This window comes from Desulfopila aestuarii DSM 18488 (genome assembly GCF_900143695.1).
Taxonomy (GTDB): Bacteria; Desulfobacterota; Desulfobulbia; order Desulfobulbales; family Desulfocapsaceae; genus Desulfopila; species Desulfopila aestuarii.
In genome coordinates this window covers 14,948-33,390 of sequence record NZ_FRFE01000045.1, presented here as the reverse complement: position 1 = coordinate 33,390, position 18,443 = coordinate 14,948, and the positions used below count along the sequence as shown (strand labels likewise).

General features: G+C 48.4%; 16 protein-coding genes. 8 read left to right on the top strand and 8 right to left on the bottom strand.

Going from position 1 to position 18,443, the window contains the following annotated elements:
• The coding region (locus BUF15_RS24220; RefSeq protein WP_143170866.1) for an IS30 family transposase at positions 1-315 on the top strand (315 nt) is incomplete at its 5' end.
• Positions 316-522: 207 nt separating this feature from the next.
• The gene (locus BUF15_RS24215) at positions 523-3,807 is read left to right on the top strand and encodes a chemotaxis protein CheB (protein WP_159441375.1); all 3,285 of its coding nucleotides are present in this window, start codon (positions 523-525) and stop codon (positions 3,805-3,807) included.
• A 357-nt stretch (positions 3,808-4,164) separates the two neighbouring features.
• Here BUF15_RS24215 and BUF15_RS24210 read toward each other — a convergent pair whose 3' ends face one another.
• From BUF15_RS24210 to BUF15_RS24175, 8 genes are all read right to left on the bottom strand, one after another.
• Positions 4,165-4,539: a DDE-type integrase/transposase/recombinase gene (locus BUF15_RS24210; protein WP_073616643.1), complete on the bottom strand. Its 375-nt coding sequence runs from the start codon at positions 4,537-4,539 to the stop codon at positions 4,165-4,167.
• A 107-nt stretch (positions 4,540-4,646) separates the two neighbouring features.
• Positions 4,647-4,961, bottom strand: a complete 315-nt coding sequence (locus tag BUF15_RS24205; RefSeq protein WP_073616641.1) for a transposase — start codon at positions 4,959-4,961, stop codon at positions 4,647-4,649.
• 113 nt (positions 4,962-5,074) lie between these two features.
• Positions 5,075-5,389 carry a PAS domain-containing protein gene (locus tag BUF15_RS24200; RefSeq protein WP_073616639.1) on the bottom strand — a complete coding sequence of 105 codons (315 nt, stop codon included), beginning with the start codon at positions 5,387-5,389 and terminating at the stop codon, positions 5,075-5,077.
• A gap of 249 nt (positions 5,390-5,638) precedes the next feature.
• Positions 5,639-5,947, bottom strand: a complete 309-nt coding sequence (locus BUF15_RS24195; protein ID WP_073616637.1) for a rhodanese-like domain-containing protein — start codon at positions 5,945-5,947, stop codon at positions 5,639-5,641.
• Positions 5,948-5,957: 10 nt separating this feature from the next.
• Entirely contained in the window at positions 5,958-7,358 is a 1,401-nt protein-coding gene (gene chrA, locus BUF15_RS24190) for a chromate efflux transporter (protein WP_073616635.1), read from the bottom strand.
• Positions 7,359-7,390: 32 nt separating this feature from the next.
• Entirely contained in the window at positions 7,391-8,608 is a 1,218-nt protein-coding gene (locus BUF15_RS24185; protein ID WP_073616633.1) for an MFS transporter, read from the bottom strand.
• Between the two features lie 45 nt (positions 8,609-8,653).
• The gene (locus BUF15_RS24180) at positions 8,654-9,394 is read right to left on the bottom strand and encodes an HDIG domain-containing metalloprotein (RefSeq protein WP_084554547.1); all 741 of its coding nucleotides are present in this window, start codon (positions 9,392-9,394) and stop codon (positions 8,654-8,656) included.
• A 66-nt stretch (positions 9,395-9,460) separates the two neighbouring features.
• Positions 9,461-10,360, bottom strand: coding sequence for a chromate resistance protein ChrB domain-containing protein (locus BUF15_RS24175; protein WP_073616632.1), 900 nt, complete (start codon positions 10,358-10,360; stop codon positions 9,461-9,463).
• A gap of 510 nt (positions 10,361-10,870) precedes the next feature.
• Between BUF15_RS24175 and BUF15_RS24170 the strand changes: the two genes are divergently transcribed.
• From BUF15_RS24170 to BUF15_RS24145, 6 genes are all read left to right on the top strand, one after another.
• Positions 10,871-12,220: a sigma-54-dependent transcriptional regulator gene (locus BUF15_RS24170; protein ID WP_073616631.1), complete on the top strand. Its 1,350-nt coding sequence runs from the start codon at positions 10,871-10,873 to the stop codon at positions 12,218-12,220.
• A 187-nt stretch (positions 12,221-12,407) separates the two neighbouring features.
• Positions 12,408-14,279 (top strand): sensor histidine kinase, encoded by a 1,872-nt coding sequence (locus tag BUF15_RS24165; RefSeq protein WP_073616630.1) that lies wholly within the window; start codon positions 12,408-12,410, stop codon positions 14,277-14,279.
• 94 nt (positions 14,280-14,373) lie between these two features.
• Positions 14,374-15,660 carry a sodium:proton antiporter NhaD gene (nhaD, locus tag BUF15_RS24160; protein ID WP_073616629.1) on the top strand — a complete coding sequence of 429 codons (1,287 nt, stop codon included), beginning with the start codon at positions 14,374-14,376 and terminating at the stop codon, positions 15,658-15,660.
• A gap of 106 nt (positions 15,661-15,766) precedes the next feature.
• Positions 15,767-16,207 (top strand): response regulator, encoded by a 441-nt coding sequence (locus tag BUF15_RS24155; RefSeq protein ID WP_073616628.1) that lies wholly within the window; start codon positions 15,767-15,769, stop codon positions 16,205-16,207.
• A gap of 90 nt (positions 16,208-16,297) precedes the next feature.
• Complete coding sequence (locus tag BUF15_RS24150) at positions 16,298-16,837, top strand: CBS domain-containing protein (protein WP_073616627.1); 540 nt, start codon at positions 16,298-16,300, stop codon at positions 16,835-16,837.
• A 14-nt stretch (positions 16,838-16,851) separates the two neighbouring features.
• Complete coding sequence (locus tag BUF15_RS24145) at positions 16,852-18,330, top strand: SLC13 family permease (RefSeq protein WP_073616649.1); 1,479 nt, start codon at positions 16,852-16,854, stop codon at positions 18,328-18,330.
• The last annotated feature ends 113 nt before the right edge of the window (positions 18,331-18,443 follow it).

The window sequence follows — 18,443 nt, the reverse complement described above, 5'->3', positions numbered from 1 at the left end:
CTCGGTAAAGTACACTCTGCACTGACAGTAACACTGGATAATGGTGGCGAATTTGCAGACCATGCTCGAGTCTCAAACAAGACTGGGGCAACAATATACTTCGCCAGGCCATATGCAAGCTGGCAGAGAGGGACGAATGAAAACACCAATGGCAGACTCCGCAGATTCTGGCCTAAAAGGTTCGATTTTGCCACTCTCTCAGAGCAGGAGATTCAGGACGGAGTGTTCGTGCTAAACCTAACACCAAGAAAAGTACTGAACGGCCTGACGCCTCTGGAGGCGTTTACTGGTCGACGCGTTGCACTTATTACGTGACTCCAGCGGTCTTCCACATGGAAAAGCCAAACGCATTTCTCGAGAAGCCATTCAGCTACGGTAACTTTATTACTGCTCTTGAAAACTTGAGTTACACGGCAGATGATTTCTAAAGTTGGGAGATGTTTTTGTAGACATTGTTAACAACATACCGCGCTCACTATCAAATAAGGCATAAAAGCGAAGGATTACAGAATGGATATTTCAATGAAATCCGGAAGAATGCCATCGTATTATGTAGGCATAGGCGCCTCGGCAGGTGGGTTGGAGGCAATAGAGAAGCTCTTTCAAAATGTACCCATTCAAACCGGCCTTGCCTTTATTGTCATCCAGCATTTATCGCCTGATTACAAGAGTATGATGGTTGAGCTTCTTTCAAAGAAAACACGACTACCCGTTTTGCGGGCAGAAGATGGCATGCTAGTTGATCGCGATAGCATCTATCTCATTCCTCCGAAGAAAAATCTCACAATTTTTCATGGAAAGTTATTGCTCAGTGACCGTCCTCCCAATGACCCATGGATAAACCTTCCCATTGACATTTTTTTTCGTTCTCTGGCCGAAGATCAAGGCGAGAAGGCCGTTGGCATCATTTTGTCCGGCACTGGCAGCGATGGTACCCGAGGGATACGGGCTATCAAGGAGAATGGTGGCCTGATTATGGTTCAGGACGAAAAAGATGCTAAGTTTGATGGCATGCCCAAAAGCGCAACCTCAACAGGCCTGGCTGACTTTATTCTGAATGTCGAAGATATCCCTGAAAAACTTATGGCATACATTAAGTATCCATATCTCACCAAGGCGGAACAACAAGACAAAATAGTCCACTCGGATGATAGCATGGCGACTATTTTTTCAATGCTCAGATCAAAAACAAAAATTGATTTTACCTACTACAAGCCAAGTACCGTTGTCCGTCGTATCGAACGCAGAATGAATGTCAACCAGGTCGATGATCTTCAGGCCTATATTAAATTGCTGAAGTATAACAATAGGGAGCTGACTACTCTCTATCATGAAATGCTCATTGGAGTAACCAGCTTTTTCAGGGATAGAGAGGCATTTGATTACTTAGCAGAAGACATTCTGCCTCAACTTCTTGAATCCAAAAAAGGCAGACTGTTGCGAATATGGTCAGTTGGCTGTTCTACAGGGGAAGAAGCCTATTCTCTTGCCATTTTGCTCCAGGAACTACTTGAGAAGTTGAATATTGAGCGGAAGGTGAAAATTTTTGCCACGGATGTCGACAGCAATGCCCTGCAGATAGCTGGAGGAGGAACGTATCCTGAAAGCATCGCGGCTGATGTTGGGCCATCCCTGCTTTCAAAATATTTTCAGCGACAGGAAGATCATTACCGTGTATCACGAAAAATCAGGGAGATGGTTGTATTTGCACAACACAACATAATAAGTGATCCACCTTTTACAAAGATTGATATCATTAGTTGCCGAAACCTGCTCATCTACCTCCAACCAATGCTCCAGCAAAAAGCGCTTTCGATGTTCAATTTTTCGTTGAACATTGGAGGCATACTTTTTTTAGGGTCGAGTGAAACAACAGGTGAAATGAGCAGTTTCTTTTCTGCAAAACACCGAAAATGGAAAATCTACAGCTCGAAAAGCAAACAAAGAGCCCTCACCTCCAGATCATTACCCAACCTCTCCTTTTCTTCCAACAACCCACTTGTCCACCTTCCCATCGCAGCAAAACAAAGGACTTCGGGACCAACCAACAGGGACCTCCATATAATCGACAGGCTCCTTAAAGTACTGGCAAAAAAAGTTATCCCGTTGGCTATTGTCGTGAATGACGAATTAGAAGTTCTCTACACGATTGGTGATGTAGATAATTTTCTCAGTCTTCCGTCAGGAATGATGAAAAATGATATCAGGAAAATGCTTAGAAATGAAATAGCAATTCCAGTGACAATAGGCATCCAGAAAGCCTTTAAAGAAGAAAAGGAGATCACATATAGCAACATAGGTTACCACAATGAAAGGGGTAACAAAGTTTTAAAAGTCGACATAACCCCCTTGCCCGGGAATAAGATCCAATCTCCGCTCGTAGCAATTCTTTTCAATGAAATTACGGATCCATCAGGTAGCCCCCCCTCGCATCACGACACAACGTATGATTATGATAAAGAGGCCGAGCAGCGCCTTCTCGATTTAGAGCAGGAACTCCAGTTTACCAAGGAAAATCTGCAGGCTACTATCGAAGAACTGGAAACTTCTAACGAGGAGCTGCAGGCGACCAATGAAGAACTGCTGGCGAGTAATGAAGAACTGCAATCAACCAATGAAGAATTGCAATCCGTCAATGAGGAACTGTACACCGTCAATTCAGAGCATCAGATAAAGATCATGGAGCTCACTGAATTGAATAACGACATGGATAACCTGTTGGACAGTTCTGAGATAGGCACAATATTTTTGGACGACCAGCTCAATATCCGGAAATTCTCGCCTCAAATCAAGCAAATATTTAACCTCATCCCGAGTGATCTGGGTCGGCCCTTTGATCATTTGACCCATCGTTTAAAAGATCAGGATATCCTCGAACTCATCAAGAGAGTACTGACAACATCGAAGATGATAGATCGAAATGTACAGTCCATAGATGGCAAATGGTTCCTTATGCGGATTTTACCGTATAATGTTGCACCAAACACGTTTGCAGGTGTTGTCATTACTCTTGTTGAAGTCTCTGATCTGGTACAAACTGAAAAAGCTCTGGAAGACAGCGAGGCGCGCCTTGGTTTAGCAGAAAAGACAGTGCCTTTTGCGAGTTGGCAGTGGAATATCGAAACCGGTTTCCTGAGTTTTACAGCAAGCCTTGAAAAGCTTCTCGACAGAGATCTGCAAAGCCTCAATCATTCCTATGAAGCTCTGCTGGAATGTGTACATCCTGATGACTCTGTGAATGTTATCCAGAAAGTTACATCGGCAGTGGAACGAGGGGTCAATTACGAGGTTTTGCACCGCATCCTACGCCCCAACGGAGCAGTACGCCACATGAAACAAATTGGTGTTGCCAGCCTGGGCGACAACGGCAAGGCCACAAAAATGACCGGTATTCTTCTTGATATAACTGAGGAAAAAAAACAGTCAAAAGCTGAGAAAGAAGACGCAACAGACCCTCGCAGAATTGAAGGGGGAATGAATGAAGGATTGATTGTCATCGAGCAGAGTGGAAAGATCTTATCGGTCAATTCAGCTGTGGTCGACTATTTCGGCTTCTCATACAGCGAACTCATTGGCAGTAATGTCAGCATTCTCATGGCTGAGCCGCACAAGTCAAATCATGACAAGTATCTCAAAGAGTATCTTAAGACGGGAAAAACAACGATCATTGGAAGCAGCCGTCAACTTACTGCTCGTCATAAGGATGGCTCTATTGTGAATATTAAGCTGTCTGTGGGAGAGATTAAAATTGGTAAACGAACGCTTTTTAGCGGGGTTATACAGGTGCCAAGCCGTTCAGCTCAATAAGAACTAAAATTATCTTATCAACGCATTCTGGACAAATGACTTATTGGGTAGCTACAGTTTATCAATATGACAGTTTGGTGCCAATTGTCAGTGGAGCCTAAGCCAAAGCCTGTGCCAAGGTTAATCATTTAAAATCAACAGAAAGCTAAGGTTTTTCCTGATATGGCGGGGTCAGCTAACAACCTATAATCGCTTCAAAATTGAGCAGCTGCAAGGAAGAGAACCAAAGAAAACTGTTCACCTTTCCCCAGAACCTGATCTGCCAGGTAAAGCGACATCTCCTCCCTATAGTCTGGGTGAACAAGATCCTCCCAACCTCCAATGTCTTTGGTAAAGTTGTCATCTATCCCGAAGATATCAACAACGAAGGCAAAATTCGGTATCCAGCGTGGTGGAGATCTCCCAGTCCAATATCTTTCTTGAATGCCAGTCTATTATGGCGAAAAGATAGACAAACCCTTTTCTCATCGGCACATAGGTAATATCTGCGGCCCAGACCTGATTGGGGCGGACAATTGCCATTTTTCGTAACAGATACGGATAAATGTGCTTTGCGTTTCCCGGTATCGTCGTTCGCTTGCGCGGATAAATCGCATCTATCCCCATCAAGCGCATGAGACGCCGGACTCGCTTCCGACCTATCCGCATCCCGATGGATCGGCTCAAGTATTTCATCATTCGCCGCGGTCCTGCTGTCGGATCTTCAAGGTGATATCGATCTATCAACCTCATCAACCGCTGAGTCAGGGCTGACTCATTCCGAGGGCTATAGTACAGCATTGAACGGTGAATCTTGAGAAGCTGACATTGTCGACGGATGCTCAGTTGAGACTTCCAGTCTATGTGTTTCGACCTTTCAGCGGAATTCCCAACTGATTGCACTTTTTTTCAAGAAAAGCCACCTCCATGGTCAACTGGCCAACCTTGCGTTCAAGCTCGACTTTTTCCTTGTCCTTTGCTTGAGCGTCCTTATCAGCTTTGCCGGCAAACAGCTCTGGCATACGCTCAATGAGCTCATTTTTCCATTGACCTACCATCACCGGGTGAATCTCGAACTCCTTGGCGATCTCGCTCTGGGTTTTCAGCCCTTGGATGGCTCCGAAGGCTACTCTTGCCTTAAACTCTGCGGTATGTTTTCGTCTTTTCCTTTTCATAGCTCCTCAATGCAGCATGTTGAGGAACTGGTGGCATGTAAACTTAAGGGGTGGTCCGAAATCCTGAGACCGTTTCTCCACCTCCAGTCTCGTTCAGGGGTAAAATGAAATCACTAACTTTGCAATGGGCTTGTTTTCGGGGGTAACGTCATATCTACCTCAGCAACAAAAACCTGGAATCCGTCAACAGGGTAACCAAGAAGTTCTTCCAGTTCGTTACCCCGTTTTTTGACCTCATCATAATCATGAAACTCCAATGGGGTTTTCTCACCAATGATTTCCCCTGCAGAGTAACCAAGCATTCTCTCGGAGCCACGACTGAAACCTGTAATAAGTCCTTGAGTGGTTACTGTTATGAGTGATACGTTGAGCGCAGAATCGAGAACTGATTGAATATCATAGGTGACATTGGGTAACGGTTTCGGCATACGTCTCCTCGATTCGAGTTCACTGTTGAGTTTAAGATGTAACCATAAGAATACAATTTAAGTTTCTCATGTCATCGCCATCAAATCGAGTAGTTGAGGATTTGTTTCTGGCCATTGGGTTACACATGGCAATCTTAAGGGCAATCAACAGCTTGTAACCTGTGGTTATATCAGAATCGTAAAATCGTCTACTTCTTGAGAATCGGTCGGAAATGGGGCGACTTCAAAGTAGAGATATCCAAAAAATTACTAACCCTTCATTTGGTTCAGCGTTTCTAACCCTCCCTCAACGTATTGAACATTTCTGCCACTATCTGCAAGTTGCTTTTGAATTGACTGGCTGACGGAACCGCCGCGAACACAATAAACAACAATATCCCGGTCAGTGGGTACCGTGGGAAGCCATTCATTGATTTCCGCTGGATTCTGCCATCGAGCATTGCTGAAAGTGTGCGGATTTTTGTCAAAATCATCTTTGCGCCGCACATCAATCAGAGTGACGGTCTTTTTGTTAGCAAGAAGCTCTTGTAATTCTGTTGGGTTGACACTTTTTCCCATACGATTCTCCTTAAAACAACAGTTTCCAGAAAAACCCCAAACCGGCACAACCGGTCAGGACGGTGATCATACCAAATTTGGCATAGCGCATGACGATAAAAGAGAGCAAAGCCAGCAGCAGGCCAAACCAATCGGCTGAGGCAAGGTCGGGCACGGGAATAGCTGCACCCCAAAATTGCGATAGCGTCGTCTTTCCAAACAAGGTACTCAAACCGAACCAGATGGAAAGATTCAGAACTACTCCTACCACTGCGGCAGTGATGCCCGAGAGCGCACCATTGAGCAAACGGTTATGGCGGAGCTGTTCAACATATGGCGCGCCGAGAAAAATCCAGAGAAAACATGGAGCAAACGTTACCCATACCGTAAGGATAGTACCGAGTATCCCGGCAATATAGGGGTTCAGTATCCCAGGATCGCGATAAGCGGCAAGAAAGCCGACAAACTGTACGACCTGAATCAGCGGACCAGGCGTTGTTTCTGCCAGAGCAAGGCCGTCGAGCATTTCCCCGGGATGCAACCAGCCATAACCACTTACCGCCTCCTGGGCCATGTAGGAGAGAACTGCATATGCGCCACCAAAGGTGACCATGGCCATCTTGCTGAAAAAGAGTGATATCTGAGAGTATACATGCTCAGGTCCAAACAGTATGACAATCAGTAGAACGGGTGCCAGCCAGATACTTCCCCAGGTGACCAGAACCTTCAAACTGCGGACAAGAGTCGGTGTGAATCTGCCGCGTTCATCTTTTGCCAGCAAAAGGTCGATTATTCCCCCTTCATCGATACCCTGGACGGCAGCAATATCGCCGCAGATCCACCGGGGGCATCGCTCACCAAGGCGTTGAGGACAAAATGTCATCCCCATATACCCGAGCAGGCCGGAAACGACTATCACCACGGGAAAGGGAGCGTGGTAAAAAAACATGGCTATAAAAGCAAGCCCTGCCAGCAACATCAAATATCCCGTTTTCAGTGCCTTGGCGCCAATTCTGAAAACAGCAATGACGACAATAGCCAGCACAGCGGGCTTCAGACCGTAAAAAAGCGCTTGCACTGCAGCCACATGCTGAAACCCGGCATAAATCAGGGTGAGAATTAAAACGGTCACCATGCCGGGAATGATGAACAGCAGGCCTGCGGCCAATCCTCCCCTGGTGCCATGCAGCAACCAGCCGATATAGGTGGCCAACTGCTGTGCCTCTGGGCCTGGAAGCAGGTGACAATAATTGAGGGCATGGAGGAAACGGTCATTGCTTATCCATTTCCTCTCTTCAACAAGCATCCTGTGCATCAGGGCGATCTGCCCGGCCGGGCCACCAAAACTCAACAGACCGATTTTTATCCAGACCCTTAGAGCTTCCCGAAATGGCAGCGGTTCCTGGTCTTCTTTTATCTCTTTTGTATTCATTTGTTAGCCCCTTTTGGGGATGCCAGAGCATCTTAACTTTTTCTATTTTCAAACATGGAATAGAGGAGAAGGTCGTACGTTATTTTGAGTCCTCCGGCTACAAAGAATGGGGCTGAGAAAAACAGTGGATGAGCCATTAGCAAACCGGCTATCAATGGTGAGGCTGCGGCCCCCACGGATCTGGCAACAGTGGTGATGCCGGAAGCAGCCGAACGTTCATCTGGGGCCACCACGGCCATGGTATACGATTGGCGCACAGGCACATCCATCTGCGAGATGCTTGCTCTGAGCAGGAGCATACCGACCGCTGCCCAAAGGTTTGGCATGAGCGGTACGAGGCAGAGCATTATATTCGACGGAATATGGGTATAGACCATGGTTGCTATCAGACCGATCCTATCGGCAAGCCTTGTTGCCAGCAGAGCTGACATTCCGGCGAGCAGATTGGCGCCAAAGAATAAAGCCCCTAATCCACCTTCATCAATGCCGAAGCGGATATGCAACCACCAGGCGATCAGACTTTGCACAACGAAACCTCCGCCAAACGCATCGAGGGCAAAAAGACCACTTAACTTAAAAATTGTTTTCCTTGAGCCATGCAGCCCGATTACTGTCTTTGCACTGCTTGCAGTTTTTGCTGTTGTCATAGGAACTTCAATTTTTCTTGATAAATGGAAAAAAAGCAGCATCAAGAGAAGTCCGCAAACGGCATATCCTGCCATAATCCACTGGTAGGACTCGAGCCTTTCGAAGCCAATATCCTGAAGCAGACGTGCCAGCCAGCCACCAGTCAATGCACCGGCTGCCGTTGCGAAAGACCCGGCCAGGTTATACCAGCCGAATAATCTGGTGCGCTTGTTGTCGGGGATTAGCTGTGAGAGTGCCGCCTGCTCGATAGAAATAAACGGGCCAATTTCACCTCCACTTGGGCTGACAATGCCGATAATCGCTGCAATAGTGATCAATAGCGGATTCGTCGTCAGCAAAAAGAAAATGCCCGCCAGCATCATCAGCAGAGTACCCAGCAGTAGCATGCGCCTCCGGCCCATACGGTCCGCGACCATGGTCACCCAGAGAGAGACAACGATATCTCCGATAAGCGTCGCGGAAAGAATTGCACCGACTTCGGCTGGGTTTAATCCTGTAGCGGCAAGATAGAGCGCCAGAATTACCGATATGAACCCGTAGGCGAATAGCCGGACGATCCTGGAGGAAAAGAGAAGAACAATGTCCTTTTTGGAAGTATCCATATAAAAAATGACTATCTCCCCGGCGCAGCGCCGGGTATGTTTTCGTTACCTGGTCATCCAACCCTGAATTTCTTCATGCAAAGCAAGATAACGGGCAAGGGTGATTGGGTTTTTGCCATATTTTTCATAAGATTTGAGTATTTCTGCAAATCGGGATTCCGCCTGATGCTCGTCTGTATCCGGAACAATCCCGTCGGTGTAGATGTCGACCATGCGGTCAGCATAAATGACGATCTTCTCCTCAGGGGTTCGCAGGGTGTAATCCCGAATCGGCAAACCCAACTCTTTTGCTTCAGGTTCTGTGAGCCCGCCCCGGATGTGCTTGAGGATTATCTGCCGGATTTCCTCCTCCAGTCCGAGTTCTTCCGCCATCTTCGCGCCCAACTCTCCGTGCTGCATGCCATAAGTCTTGGACTTACCCAGGTCGTGGAAGATGGCGCCCCGGGCCAGCAGGCGGTGATCAACTGCGATATTCAGTCGGCTTGAGATCTCCAGAGCCTTGCGGGCCACTTCGATACTGTGATCGACAGCTTCCTCCGGGCAACCAGCCTGTTTGAGTATGTCGATCTCTTTCATCAGAAGATCCTCGGTAACATGGAGGAAAAATTCGGTAACAGCTTCACCGCCCCAGTTTTCGCTGACAAACTTTCGGTTTTCAGCAAGAGCTGAGAGCTCGTGGCGGACCGCTTTAAATTCCGGATGGTTGTCGAGCCAGTCATGCAAAGGCTGATATTCTTCACCGGTACGGCGGAGGCTGGTCTTGAGATGTTGTGCATAGGGAGGCATATAATTACTCCGTGGAATAGTTTGTTTGGTTGGTGGGGGAAAACGGGCAGGCAATGCCCTTAAATACTAACCCTGAAGGGTTTTCATGAATCCTGCATAGAGGGAGTCGAAAAGCAGGTTTGCCTGCTTCAGCAGTTGGTGATCATCGTGTCTGGTTGCCACCAGGCCATCGATAATAGTCTTCAAGAGCGCCGCGTCATCGGGCAGTGTCTCTTCCTGGATGTCAATACACCGAACCAGCTCACTTATCCGGTCCAGGGCAGGGTCTTTCAGGTTAAAATCACGGATAAGAACCTCGAAGGTGATCAACTCGCCCTGGTGGGTGAAATCACCGACTGCCATATCAAACGGCAACTGGCCGCGATCGAGATCAGGCATTTCCCCAGTCTGCAGAAAGAGAAACTGAGCATCGAGATCAATAAATTTTTTGATCAGCCAGGCGGAACCCAACCGGTCTATATATGGCCGGGCACGGGTAACCCAGATTCGCCCGGAAAAATCAGCAGGATCAAGTTGCATTGCCGGGATGGTTTTCTTTGCAGGATTACGTAACTGCTCAGAAATGGAATCGAGCACACTTAATGTTTTGCCTGCAGCTCCTGAGGGGAAAAAATCTCTTTCCCGCACGGTTTCGCATCGTTTACGAAGCTTCTGCAGGGCGGCAAGAAGCTCCTTGTTGCTGGTTTCATTTATCCGATTTTCCATAAGATCGATTAAGGATCTCGCCTCTTCCTGAATGCTCGTAAATTCAGGATCAACCTGCGCTTGAAATAATTGTTCAATCTGCTGGTTGGTTACGGCCTCCACTTTTTCACACTGAACAGCAACGGCTTCTCCTCCCAGGTTGTTTACTTCACGAATCAGCCAGCTGACTTGTTCCTGAAGATCGTCTCTGTATGGCAGAATTTGCAAACCAGTCTTGAGTTGCACAGCACCGATCGCGGCTACTCGCCGCCAAATCCGCATTCGGGCTCTAGCGTCACTCGCTGGAACTGTATATGAGAATATTATCCATGAGTTCATAGTGAACATAAATATATGTGACACTTGTAACATCGTCAAGTCAGCCATTTCCAGCGGAAAAAAATACAGGTAGATTCCTCCTGACCCTATGTTATTGCAAACAAGGGACATTAGAAATGTAAATGCTACAGAAATTTACGCCTGGAATACAACTGAAAGGGCCATCTTCAGTGGTCTTTATAGCGAAGAGGAAATGGTGTAGCCCCCACTCGAAGATAATGCAGATGGCTACACTTTGTTGTTCTCTTTTTCCAATCTTTCTCAATCCTTTATCGGCAGCCTTCCAAAACGCTCTTATCCTGAGAGAAGGTGTAGAGCAGAATAGAAAAACGTGATACAGTCGATAACAACTGCAGGCCTGCATCATGGGCGCAGCCCCCCCCTTAAGAGACCGATGGCTTTGACAAAGCCTGATTAAGAATATGAATTCTGATGATTAAGTATTGAAAAGTGATGACTGTGCCACAGGGTATACTCAATATTCTCATTGTTGACGATGAAACCAACATTCGTAAGACACTTTCATACTGTTTGGAAACAGAAGGACACTCCGTCGTTTCAGTAGCCAACTCACTAGAAGCACTCAAAGAGGCGAAAAGGAGGCCATTTGACATAGCCTTCATCGATCTCAGGCTTGAGAACGAAAACGGTATGGATCTCATCCCTCCTCTTCTTGCAGAGTCTCCATGGTTGAAGGTGGTTGCCATTACGGCGAATGCGACTATCGAGACTGCTGTGGAGGCGATGCGGCGTGGTGCAGCGGATTATATCGAAAAGCCTTTTACCAGTGCACAGGTCCGCCTGCTGACCAGGACCCTGGGGCATATCCGTGACCTGGAAAATGAAATAACAGTTTTAAAGGAAGACCGAAGGCGATTCGCCCCTGAGTCTCTTCTGCAGAGCAACAATCCAAAGATGCAGCGGATAATTGAAACGCTCCACAAAGCAGCAGCCTCCGAAGCGATAATATTGCTTCGTGGCGAAAGCGGCACCGGAAAATCGGTTTTTGCCAGGACCATCCATAACTGCAGTCCTCGGGCCAAAAAACCGATTATGATTGTTTCCTGTCCGGCAGTCCCGAGTGAGCTTCTTGAGAGTGAACTATTCGGCCATGCCAAAGGTGCCTTCACCGGGGCAGTGAGAGAGAACCCGGGCCGCATTGCTGCCTGTGAGGGAGGGACTCTCTTTCTCGATGAAATCGGTGATATGGCTCTGCCTATTCAGGCCAAACTACTTCGTTTCATCCAGGATAAGGAGTATGAACGACTTGGGGAAACAATGTCGCGCAAGGCAAATGTGCGCATTTTAACAGCAACGAATGTCAACCTGGAAAAGCGCGTTGCCGAAGGGCTGTTTCGGGAGGATTTGTTTTATCGAATCAATGTCATAAGTGTCCATGTCCTTCCCCTGCGGGAAAGGCGGGAAGATATCATGACCATCGCCGATGATTTCTGCAGGTATTTCTGTCGTACCAACAATAAAACCATCATTGGTTTTGACGCTTCAGCTGAACAGGCACTCAGGACCTATTCCTGGCCCGGTAATGTCCGCGAACTGCGAAATGCCATTGAACGAGCAGTGATTCTCGGAAATGGTGATTTTATAACCGGCAGCGATCTGCCGGAGAGCATTGTCCCCTCAATGAGTTCCCCAGGGGTTGGCGATCCCGTCACCCTTTCCACTCTCGAAGAATTTCATATCAAAAGGATTCTGCAGAAAACTTCTTCGATTCAGGAGGCCGCCGCCATTCTCGGCATCGACCAAGCCACCCTCTGGCGACGAAGAAAAACATACGGAATCTGAGTCATTCCCCCTCACACTCCATCTTGCAATATGCAAGATGCCTATTTTTTTCCCTTTCAAATTTCAATTCAACATTCAGCGCCATCTAAATATATCATACATTATCAATGCCATACAATCTGGCATGACCTTTGCGTTAGCAACATAACCAACTACTTCAAAATATGGCTGACCAGAGGTCTTTTATATGAACCTGAAAAAGAAAATAATGATCGGTTATGGCGTGGCCTTATCCCTGATGGGTCTCGTGGTGACGTTAGCGATCTTTCATCTTTGGTCACTCGCCAAGACAACGGATGAGATTCTCCGCGACTATTATCAAAGTATCTTGGCCGTTGAGAATATGGTTGATGCCCTTGGCCGGCAAGACAGCGGTATCTTGCTCATGCTCATGGGGGACGTTGACAGAGGCATTGCCCAGTACCGTGAAAACGAGACGCTTTTCCTTGAATGGCTTGGTCGCTCGAAGGATAGCATCGCCGTTCATGGGGAGACACAAGTAGTTCATGATATTGAGGTCAATTATAGCGAATATAGAAACATATTCTCAGAGTTATCTCATGGGATCAGGATCAATCGAGATGTGCTTCCCCTCACCCTGAAGACCTATAAGGAATCCATCCTACCGGTATACAGCAAAGTAAAGGTCACCTGCCTGGAACTACGGACAATGAATGAAGAGACCATGTATTCCGTCAGTGAAAAAGAGAGGGAAATTGCCAAGTGGGCTATATGGTCTACCGTAATTGTTGCCTCGCTCGCTTCAATTATCGCCTTCTTTTTCAGTCTGTTTTTTGCCGAAAGACTCGTCCTGCCTCTGCGGCGTTTTGTTGAGGCAGCCAAAAAGATTTCAGCTGGGGAATTTTCTGTTCAGCTTTCTGTGGAAACAAGGGATGAATTGGGAGAACTCGCCGGTGAATTCAACCAGATGACTGCTCAGCTCCGTCGTTATCATCTGATGAACGTCGACCGGATTGTGGCGGAGAAAAACAAGGCGGATGCGATTCTGGCCAGTATTGAAGACGGTCTGGTCGTATTCGACACGAATCGAAAGGTGACAGGTATTAATCCGGCCGGCCGGCGAATCCTCAATGTGGGACCAGCGGACCCTGAGTCCATGTACTGTGAGCAACTACTACCTGTATGTAATGTCTGTGAAATAGTAACCCAAACCATACAGGAAGGGAGTCAACCTGAGATCTCGGATGACCGGCGGATTATTGCTTTGCCATGCGGAAATGAAACCCGCCATTTCCTTTTCTCTGCCACCGCTATAGGCAGGAGAGACCATAATCTTACCGGTGTTGTGCTACTTCTCAAGGATATTACTCAGTTGAGGGAATTGGAACGATTGAAGAGCGAGTTCGTCATGGCGGCATCGCATGAATTACGAACCCCGCTCACCAGTATCAGCATGAGTATTGATCTGCTCCTGGAGCATGCTTTACGGTTTTTGCCTGAAAAAGAAAAGGAGCTTCTCCAGGCAGCCCATGATGAAGTCCATCGCTTGAAGATTATGGTTCATGATCTTCTGGATCTCTCCAAAATCGAGACAGGACGAATAGATCTGGAATTTGAATATGTCCCGGTCGCCACACTGTTTGAGCATACCCGGGATATCTTCAAGGGACAGGTCAGCATGAAACAGATTAACCTGACCGTGGATAATGTCGAAAATCTACCTCTCGTCCAGGCCGATACCAATAAAATTGTCTGGGTACTCTCCAATCTTGTTGCCAATGCCCTGCGTTATGTCGAAGAAGGCGGCCATATCAGGCTCTCAGCAGAAAGGGTCAGTCATCATATCCATATCTCAGTACAGGATGATGGAACGGGTATTCCCCCTGAATACCAGACCAGAATTTTTCAGAAATTTGTCCGGGTTAATACCCAGGAAATCGGCAGGACAGGTCTTGGGCTGGCCATCTGCAAAGAGATTGTTCGGGCCCATGGCGGGACGATCTGGGTTGAGTCTGATCAGGGAAAAGGCAGCGTCTTTACCTTCACTGTACCTGTTGCTGAGCAGAGGGTGAACGGTGGAAGACCGCTTGAACCTTGAGGGAGAGTTACAGATCTGAGAAAAAAGAGTGAGTTCTGTTTTGCTAAAGGATTTTCGATAAATAGGTAACTGCAAAAACAAAAAAGGAGAAATCATGTTAACTACCCTAGTAGTAATTTTTGTTCTCGCCTACGCCTCCATTGCCCTTGAGCATCCGTTCAAGGTCAACAAGTCTGCTTCCGCCCTGATCGGTGCAGGCCTGCTATGGACTATTTACGCCCTGATGAGTGGAGATACCCATCAGGTCACCGAAAACCTCAATGAATCGGTGGCTGCGACAGCCCAGATTATTTTCTTTTTGATGGGCGCGATGACCATTGTCGAGGTGGTCGACGCCCATAACGGTTTCCAGGTTATCACCTCTCGCATCAAAACCACGAAAATCACATCGTTGCTGTGGCTGGTCGGCTTCGTCACTTTTTTTCTGAGCTCCATTCTCGACAACCTGACCACCACCATCGTCATGGTCTCGCTGATGAAGAAACTGCTGGATCGTCATGAAGATCGACTGTTTTTTGCCGGCATCATCGTTATCGCCGCCAATGCTGGTGGCGCCTGGTCACCGATAGGCGATGTGACAACTACCATGCTGTGGATTGGGGGGCAGATTACCACGGTGGCAATTATGGAGGGTGTTTTTCTCGCATCCCTTACCTGTCTGATCGTTCCACTCATTTTCCTCACCTTCGTACTGCGCGGCAAGAAAGTAAACGCGCCGCAAGTTTCAAGCTGCGGTAATGGCGTTGAGACCACCAGTTTTGAGCAGAACCTGATGTTCTGCATGGGTGTCGGCGGCCTGATCAGTGTGCCGATTTTCAAGACCATCACCCATCTGCCGCCGTTCATGGGCATCCTCTTCGCATTGGGTATCATCTGGCTGGTTGGTAATATCGTCCATCGCAATACCCATGAAGATAAAAGGCGGCATTTGCGTCTGGTTGCAGCCCTTTCCCGCATTGACCTGGCAAGCATAGTATTCTTCGTCGGCATCCTGCTGGCAGTTTCCACTCTGGAGCATACCCACATCCTCACAGCGCTCGCCGGCTATCTTGATAAAGTGGTTGGTCGTCAGGATGTCATCGTTACCCTGATCGGTATCCTCAGTGCGATTGTCGATAACGTGCCGTTGGTTGCCGCTTCGATGGGCATGTACGACATGGTCATGTATCCGACCAACAGCTTCCTCTGGGAATTCATGGCTTACTGTGCCGGAACTGGTGGCTCGATCCTGATCATAGGTTCGGCCGCAGGTGTGGCCGCCATGGGTCTCGAGAAAATACACTTCTTCTGGTACGCGAGACGTATCGGCGGACTAGCTGCACTTGGCTATTTCTCTGGTATCGCTGTGTATATTGTGCAGTACAAAATGATGCACGGGTGATTGATACAACAAGAAAGAGGAGTCCCTCTCATGTTGTCTGGCCCGAAAACCAGACGCGGCTTGCGGGGGACTTTAAAAGATAATTCAAAATTTGAGGACACCAAATATGACAGAAGAATTGAAGGCCAAGGTGCTGCTCGTGGACGACGAAGTCGATTTCCTGGAGACACTTGCGGAACGCCTGGAGGCTCGAGGGCTAAAAGTCAGTACCGCCACCAACGGTGAGGATGCAGTGGCCGATGTCGACAGGGAGGGGTATGACCTCATCGTCCTCGATCTGTCGATGCCAGGTATCGACGGGCTCGAGACCCTGAAGCGAATCAAGACCAAGCAACCCGATGCCGAGATCATCATACTCACGGGCCAGGGTTCAATCAGGACCAGTATCGAGGCGATGAAACTTGGAGCGGAGGATTTTCTGCAAAAACCTGTCGATATCTCCGAACTGATGGACAAGATCAGCGAAGCTAAGGATAAGCGGATGCTGGTTCTGGAGTCCAAGAGCATCCAGGAGATCGAGAAAATTCTGAAGACCAAAGGCTGGTAGAAAAACGATACTTTCGGCTGTTTTCGTATTGATGGCTGAAGGTATTAACAATAGAAGCCAACGTAGCCAATTACGAGAAGGAGAAAACCTGTGAGTAATGAAAATCAGACTGTACGTGACATCATGCTCCCCCTGTCTGCCTTTCCCTGTCTGAAGGAAAGCGGCACGGTGCAGGAGGCGATCCAGCAGTTGCGATCGTTCTGCCCGGTCGGCAGCAGCGGTCCTTGTGGATTCAATGAACTGATGGTGGTGGATGACAAAGGGGGGTTGATCGGTCGGGTTACCCAGCAGGGGATACTGAAGGTCCTTTTTTCCACACTGCTTGATACCGCCGATATCAAAAGTTTTGAAGGCAAGACCGCAGAATACAGCGACCTGACAACCTTGTTGAATGGGGTGATGATCAGGGAGGGCATCAATCATCTGAACTCCCCCCTGACCAAGGTCATCGAGAAGGGAATCCGGATCCTGCCTGCCGCTACCGATCTCGTTCATGCCATGTCGGTCATGGTCATCTGCAGGGAGACTGTTTTGCCGGTTGAGGAAAATGGCAAACTGGTTGGCGTGATCAAGCTCTCAGAGGTCTTCGGGGCCCTCGGGGATAAACTCATTTCGATGAACAGCAAATAGAGGGAATGGAAAACATGTCATCAACATATGTCGAACTTGCGGAGGTGAAGGCCCCGTTTGACTGGAAGCGTATCTTTTTTCTGATGCTCGGTGTGGTTCTCTTTTTTATCATCTATTATGCACCTGCCTGGCCCGATGCCATCGATCCAGCCGGCAAGCATTTCGTTTTAACCAAGGAAGGCAAAGGTGCACTGGCGGTCTTTGCCCTGGCAGCCACCTGGTGGATCTTCGAGGTGCTGCCTATAGGTGTCACCGGTATTGCCATAGGTGTGGCTCAGGCCCTGTTCCTTATCAGGAAACCCGATGTCGCTTTCAAAGATTTCATGGACCCTTCAGTCCTTTTTATCTTCGGCTCCATCGTCATCGGCCTGGTCTTCACCAAGAGCGGTCTGACCAAGCGGATGGCCTATAAGATGCTTGCTATAGTCGGCGAAAAAACGAGCCGCATTTATCTCGGCTGTTTTGTCATGACAGCGGCACTTACCCATCTCATGGCTCATACCGCCGTGGCTGCCACCATGTTCCCGCTGCTGATGGCCATCAATGCCTTCTACTCCGACAGTGACCAGCCGACCAAATTCGGCAAGGGGCTCTTTATCGGTATGGCCTACGTGGCAGGTGCCGGCAGTATCATCACCCTGCTCGGCGCAGCCCGGGGAGCGGTAGCAATCGGCTTCTTCAAGGAGATGACCGGCAAGGAAGTCAGCTTCTTCGAACTATCCTATTACATGGCGCCCATCGGCTGGCTGATGGTCTTCCTGGTCTGGGGTCTCATGCTTGTCATCTGCAAACCGGAAAAAGCGGTCATCACCGGACTCAAGCAGCGGGCCGAGCGAATGTACGCCGAGCTTGGCGGCTGGAGCAGAAAAGAGATTCTCACCTTGGTTATCACCTTGGCCGTCATCCTTATCATCGCCCTGAAAAACTTCGTACCGGCCCTGGCCAAGGTCGATAAGACCGCCATCCTCCTCTCATCCACCCTGTTGTTTTTTATTTTCCAGATTCTGAAGCTGGAAGACCTCGAAGACATTCCTTGGAACATCATCCTGCTCTTTGGTGGCGCCATGTCCATCGGATTCTGCCTCTGGCAGACTAAAGCAGCGGAATGGCTGGCGGTCAACTGGCTGCAGCTCTTTGCCAGTTCTCCCAGCATTATTTTTATCCTCGGCATGGCCTTCTTCGTTATGCTCATGACCAACTTCATCATGAACGTGGCGGCAATCGCCATCTCCTTGCCGGTGGCGTTGGTCATCGCGCCATACCTCGGGGTGGCCGGTGAGGTCATCTTCTTCTCAGCTTTGATGACCGCGGGTATGCCGTTCATTCTGCTCATCGGCGCAGCTCCGAACGCTATCGCCTACAATTCCAAGCAGTTCACAACCGGTGAATTTTTCCGTTATGGCCTTATCGCCAGCATTATGCTTATGGTGGTTGTCTACCTCGCAGTGGCGGTCATTTGGCCGATGATGGGGATGGAGGTCTTTTTGAAGTAGTGGGTTTCTCAAGATTACCCGACGGCAGGGACCCACACAAAAGTGGTCCCTGCCGTACTTAGCAGAAGATTAACATGCTGTCCGCTCTCGCTTTTGTTTCCTGGGCAGCATGC

Coding starts and splice junctions, on each gene's coding strand:
- BUF15_RS24185 (WP_073616633.1), bottom strand. CDS start 8,608: ATGGATACTTCCAAAAAGGACATTGTTCTTCTCTTTTCCTCCAGGATC.
- BUF15_RS24210 (WP_073616643.1), bottom strand. CDS start 4,539: ATGAGGTTGATAGATCGATATCACCTTGAAGATCCGACAGCAGGACCG.
- BUF15_RS24180 (WP_084554547.1), bottom strand. CDS start 9,394: ATGCCTCCCTATGCACAACATCTCAAGACCAGCCTCCGCCGTACCGGT.
- BUF15_RS24215 (WP_159441375.1), top strand. CDS start 523: ATGAAATCCGGAAGAATGCCATCGTATTATGTAGGCATAGGCGCCTCG.
- BUF15_RS24165 (WP_073616630.1), top strand. CDS start 12,408: ATGAACCTGAAAAAGAAAATAATGATCGGTTATGGCGTGGCCTTATCC.
- BUF15_RS24170 (WP_073616631.1), top strand. CDS start 10,871: ATGACTGTGCCACAGGGTATACTCAATATTCTCATTGTTGACGATGAA.
- BUF15_RS24175 (WP_073616632.1), bottom strand. CDS start 10,360: ATGCGGATTTGGCGGCGAGTAGCCGCGATCGGTGCTGTGCAACTCAAG.
- BUF15_RS24205 (WP_073616641.1), bottom strand. CDS start 4,961: ATGAAAAGGAAAAGACGAAAACATACCGCAGAGTTTAAGGCAAGAGTA.
- nhaD (WP_073616629.1), top strand. CDS start 14,374: ATGTTAACTACCCTAGTAGTAATTTTTGTTCTCGCCTACGCCTCCATT.
- chrA (WP_073616635.1), bottom strand. CDS start 7,358: ATGAATACAAAAGAGATAAAAGAAGACCAGGAACCGCTGCCATTTCGG.
- BUF15_RS24200 (WP_073616639.1), bottom strand. CDS start 5,389: ATGCCGAAACCGTTACCCAATGTCACCTATGATATTCAATCAGTTCTC.
- BUF15_RS24145 (WP_073616649.1), top strand. CDS start 16,852: ATGTCATCAACATATGTCGAACTTGCGGAGGTGAAGGCCCCGTTTGAC.
- BUF15_RS24155 (WP_073616628.1), top strand. CDS start 15,767: ATGACAGAAGAATTGAAGGCCAAGGTGCTGCTCGTGGACGACGAAGTC.
- BUF15_RS24195 (WP_073616637.1), bottom strand. CDS start 5,947: ATGGGAAAAAGTGTCAACCCAACAGAATTACAAGAGCTTCTTGCTAAC.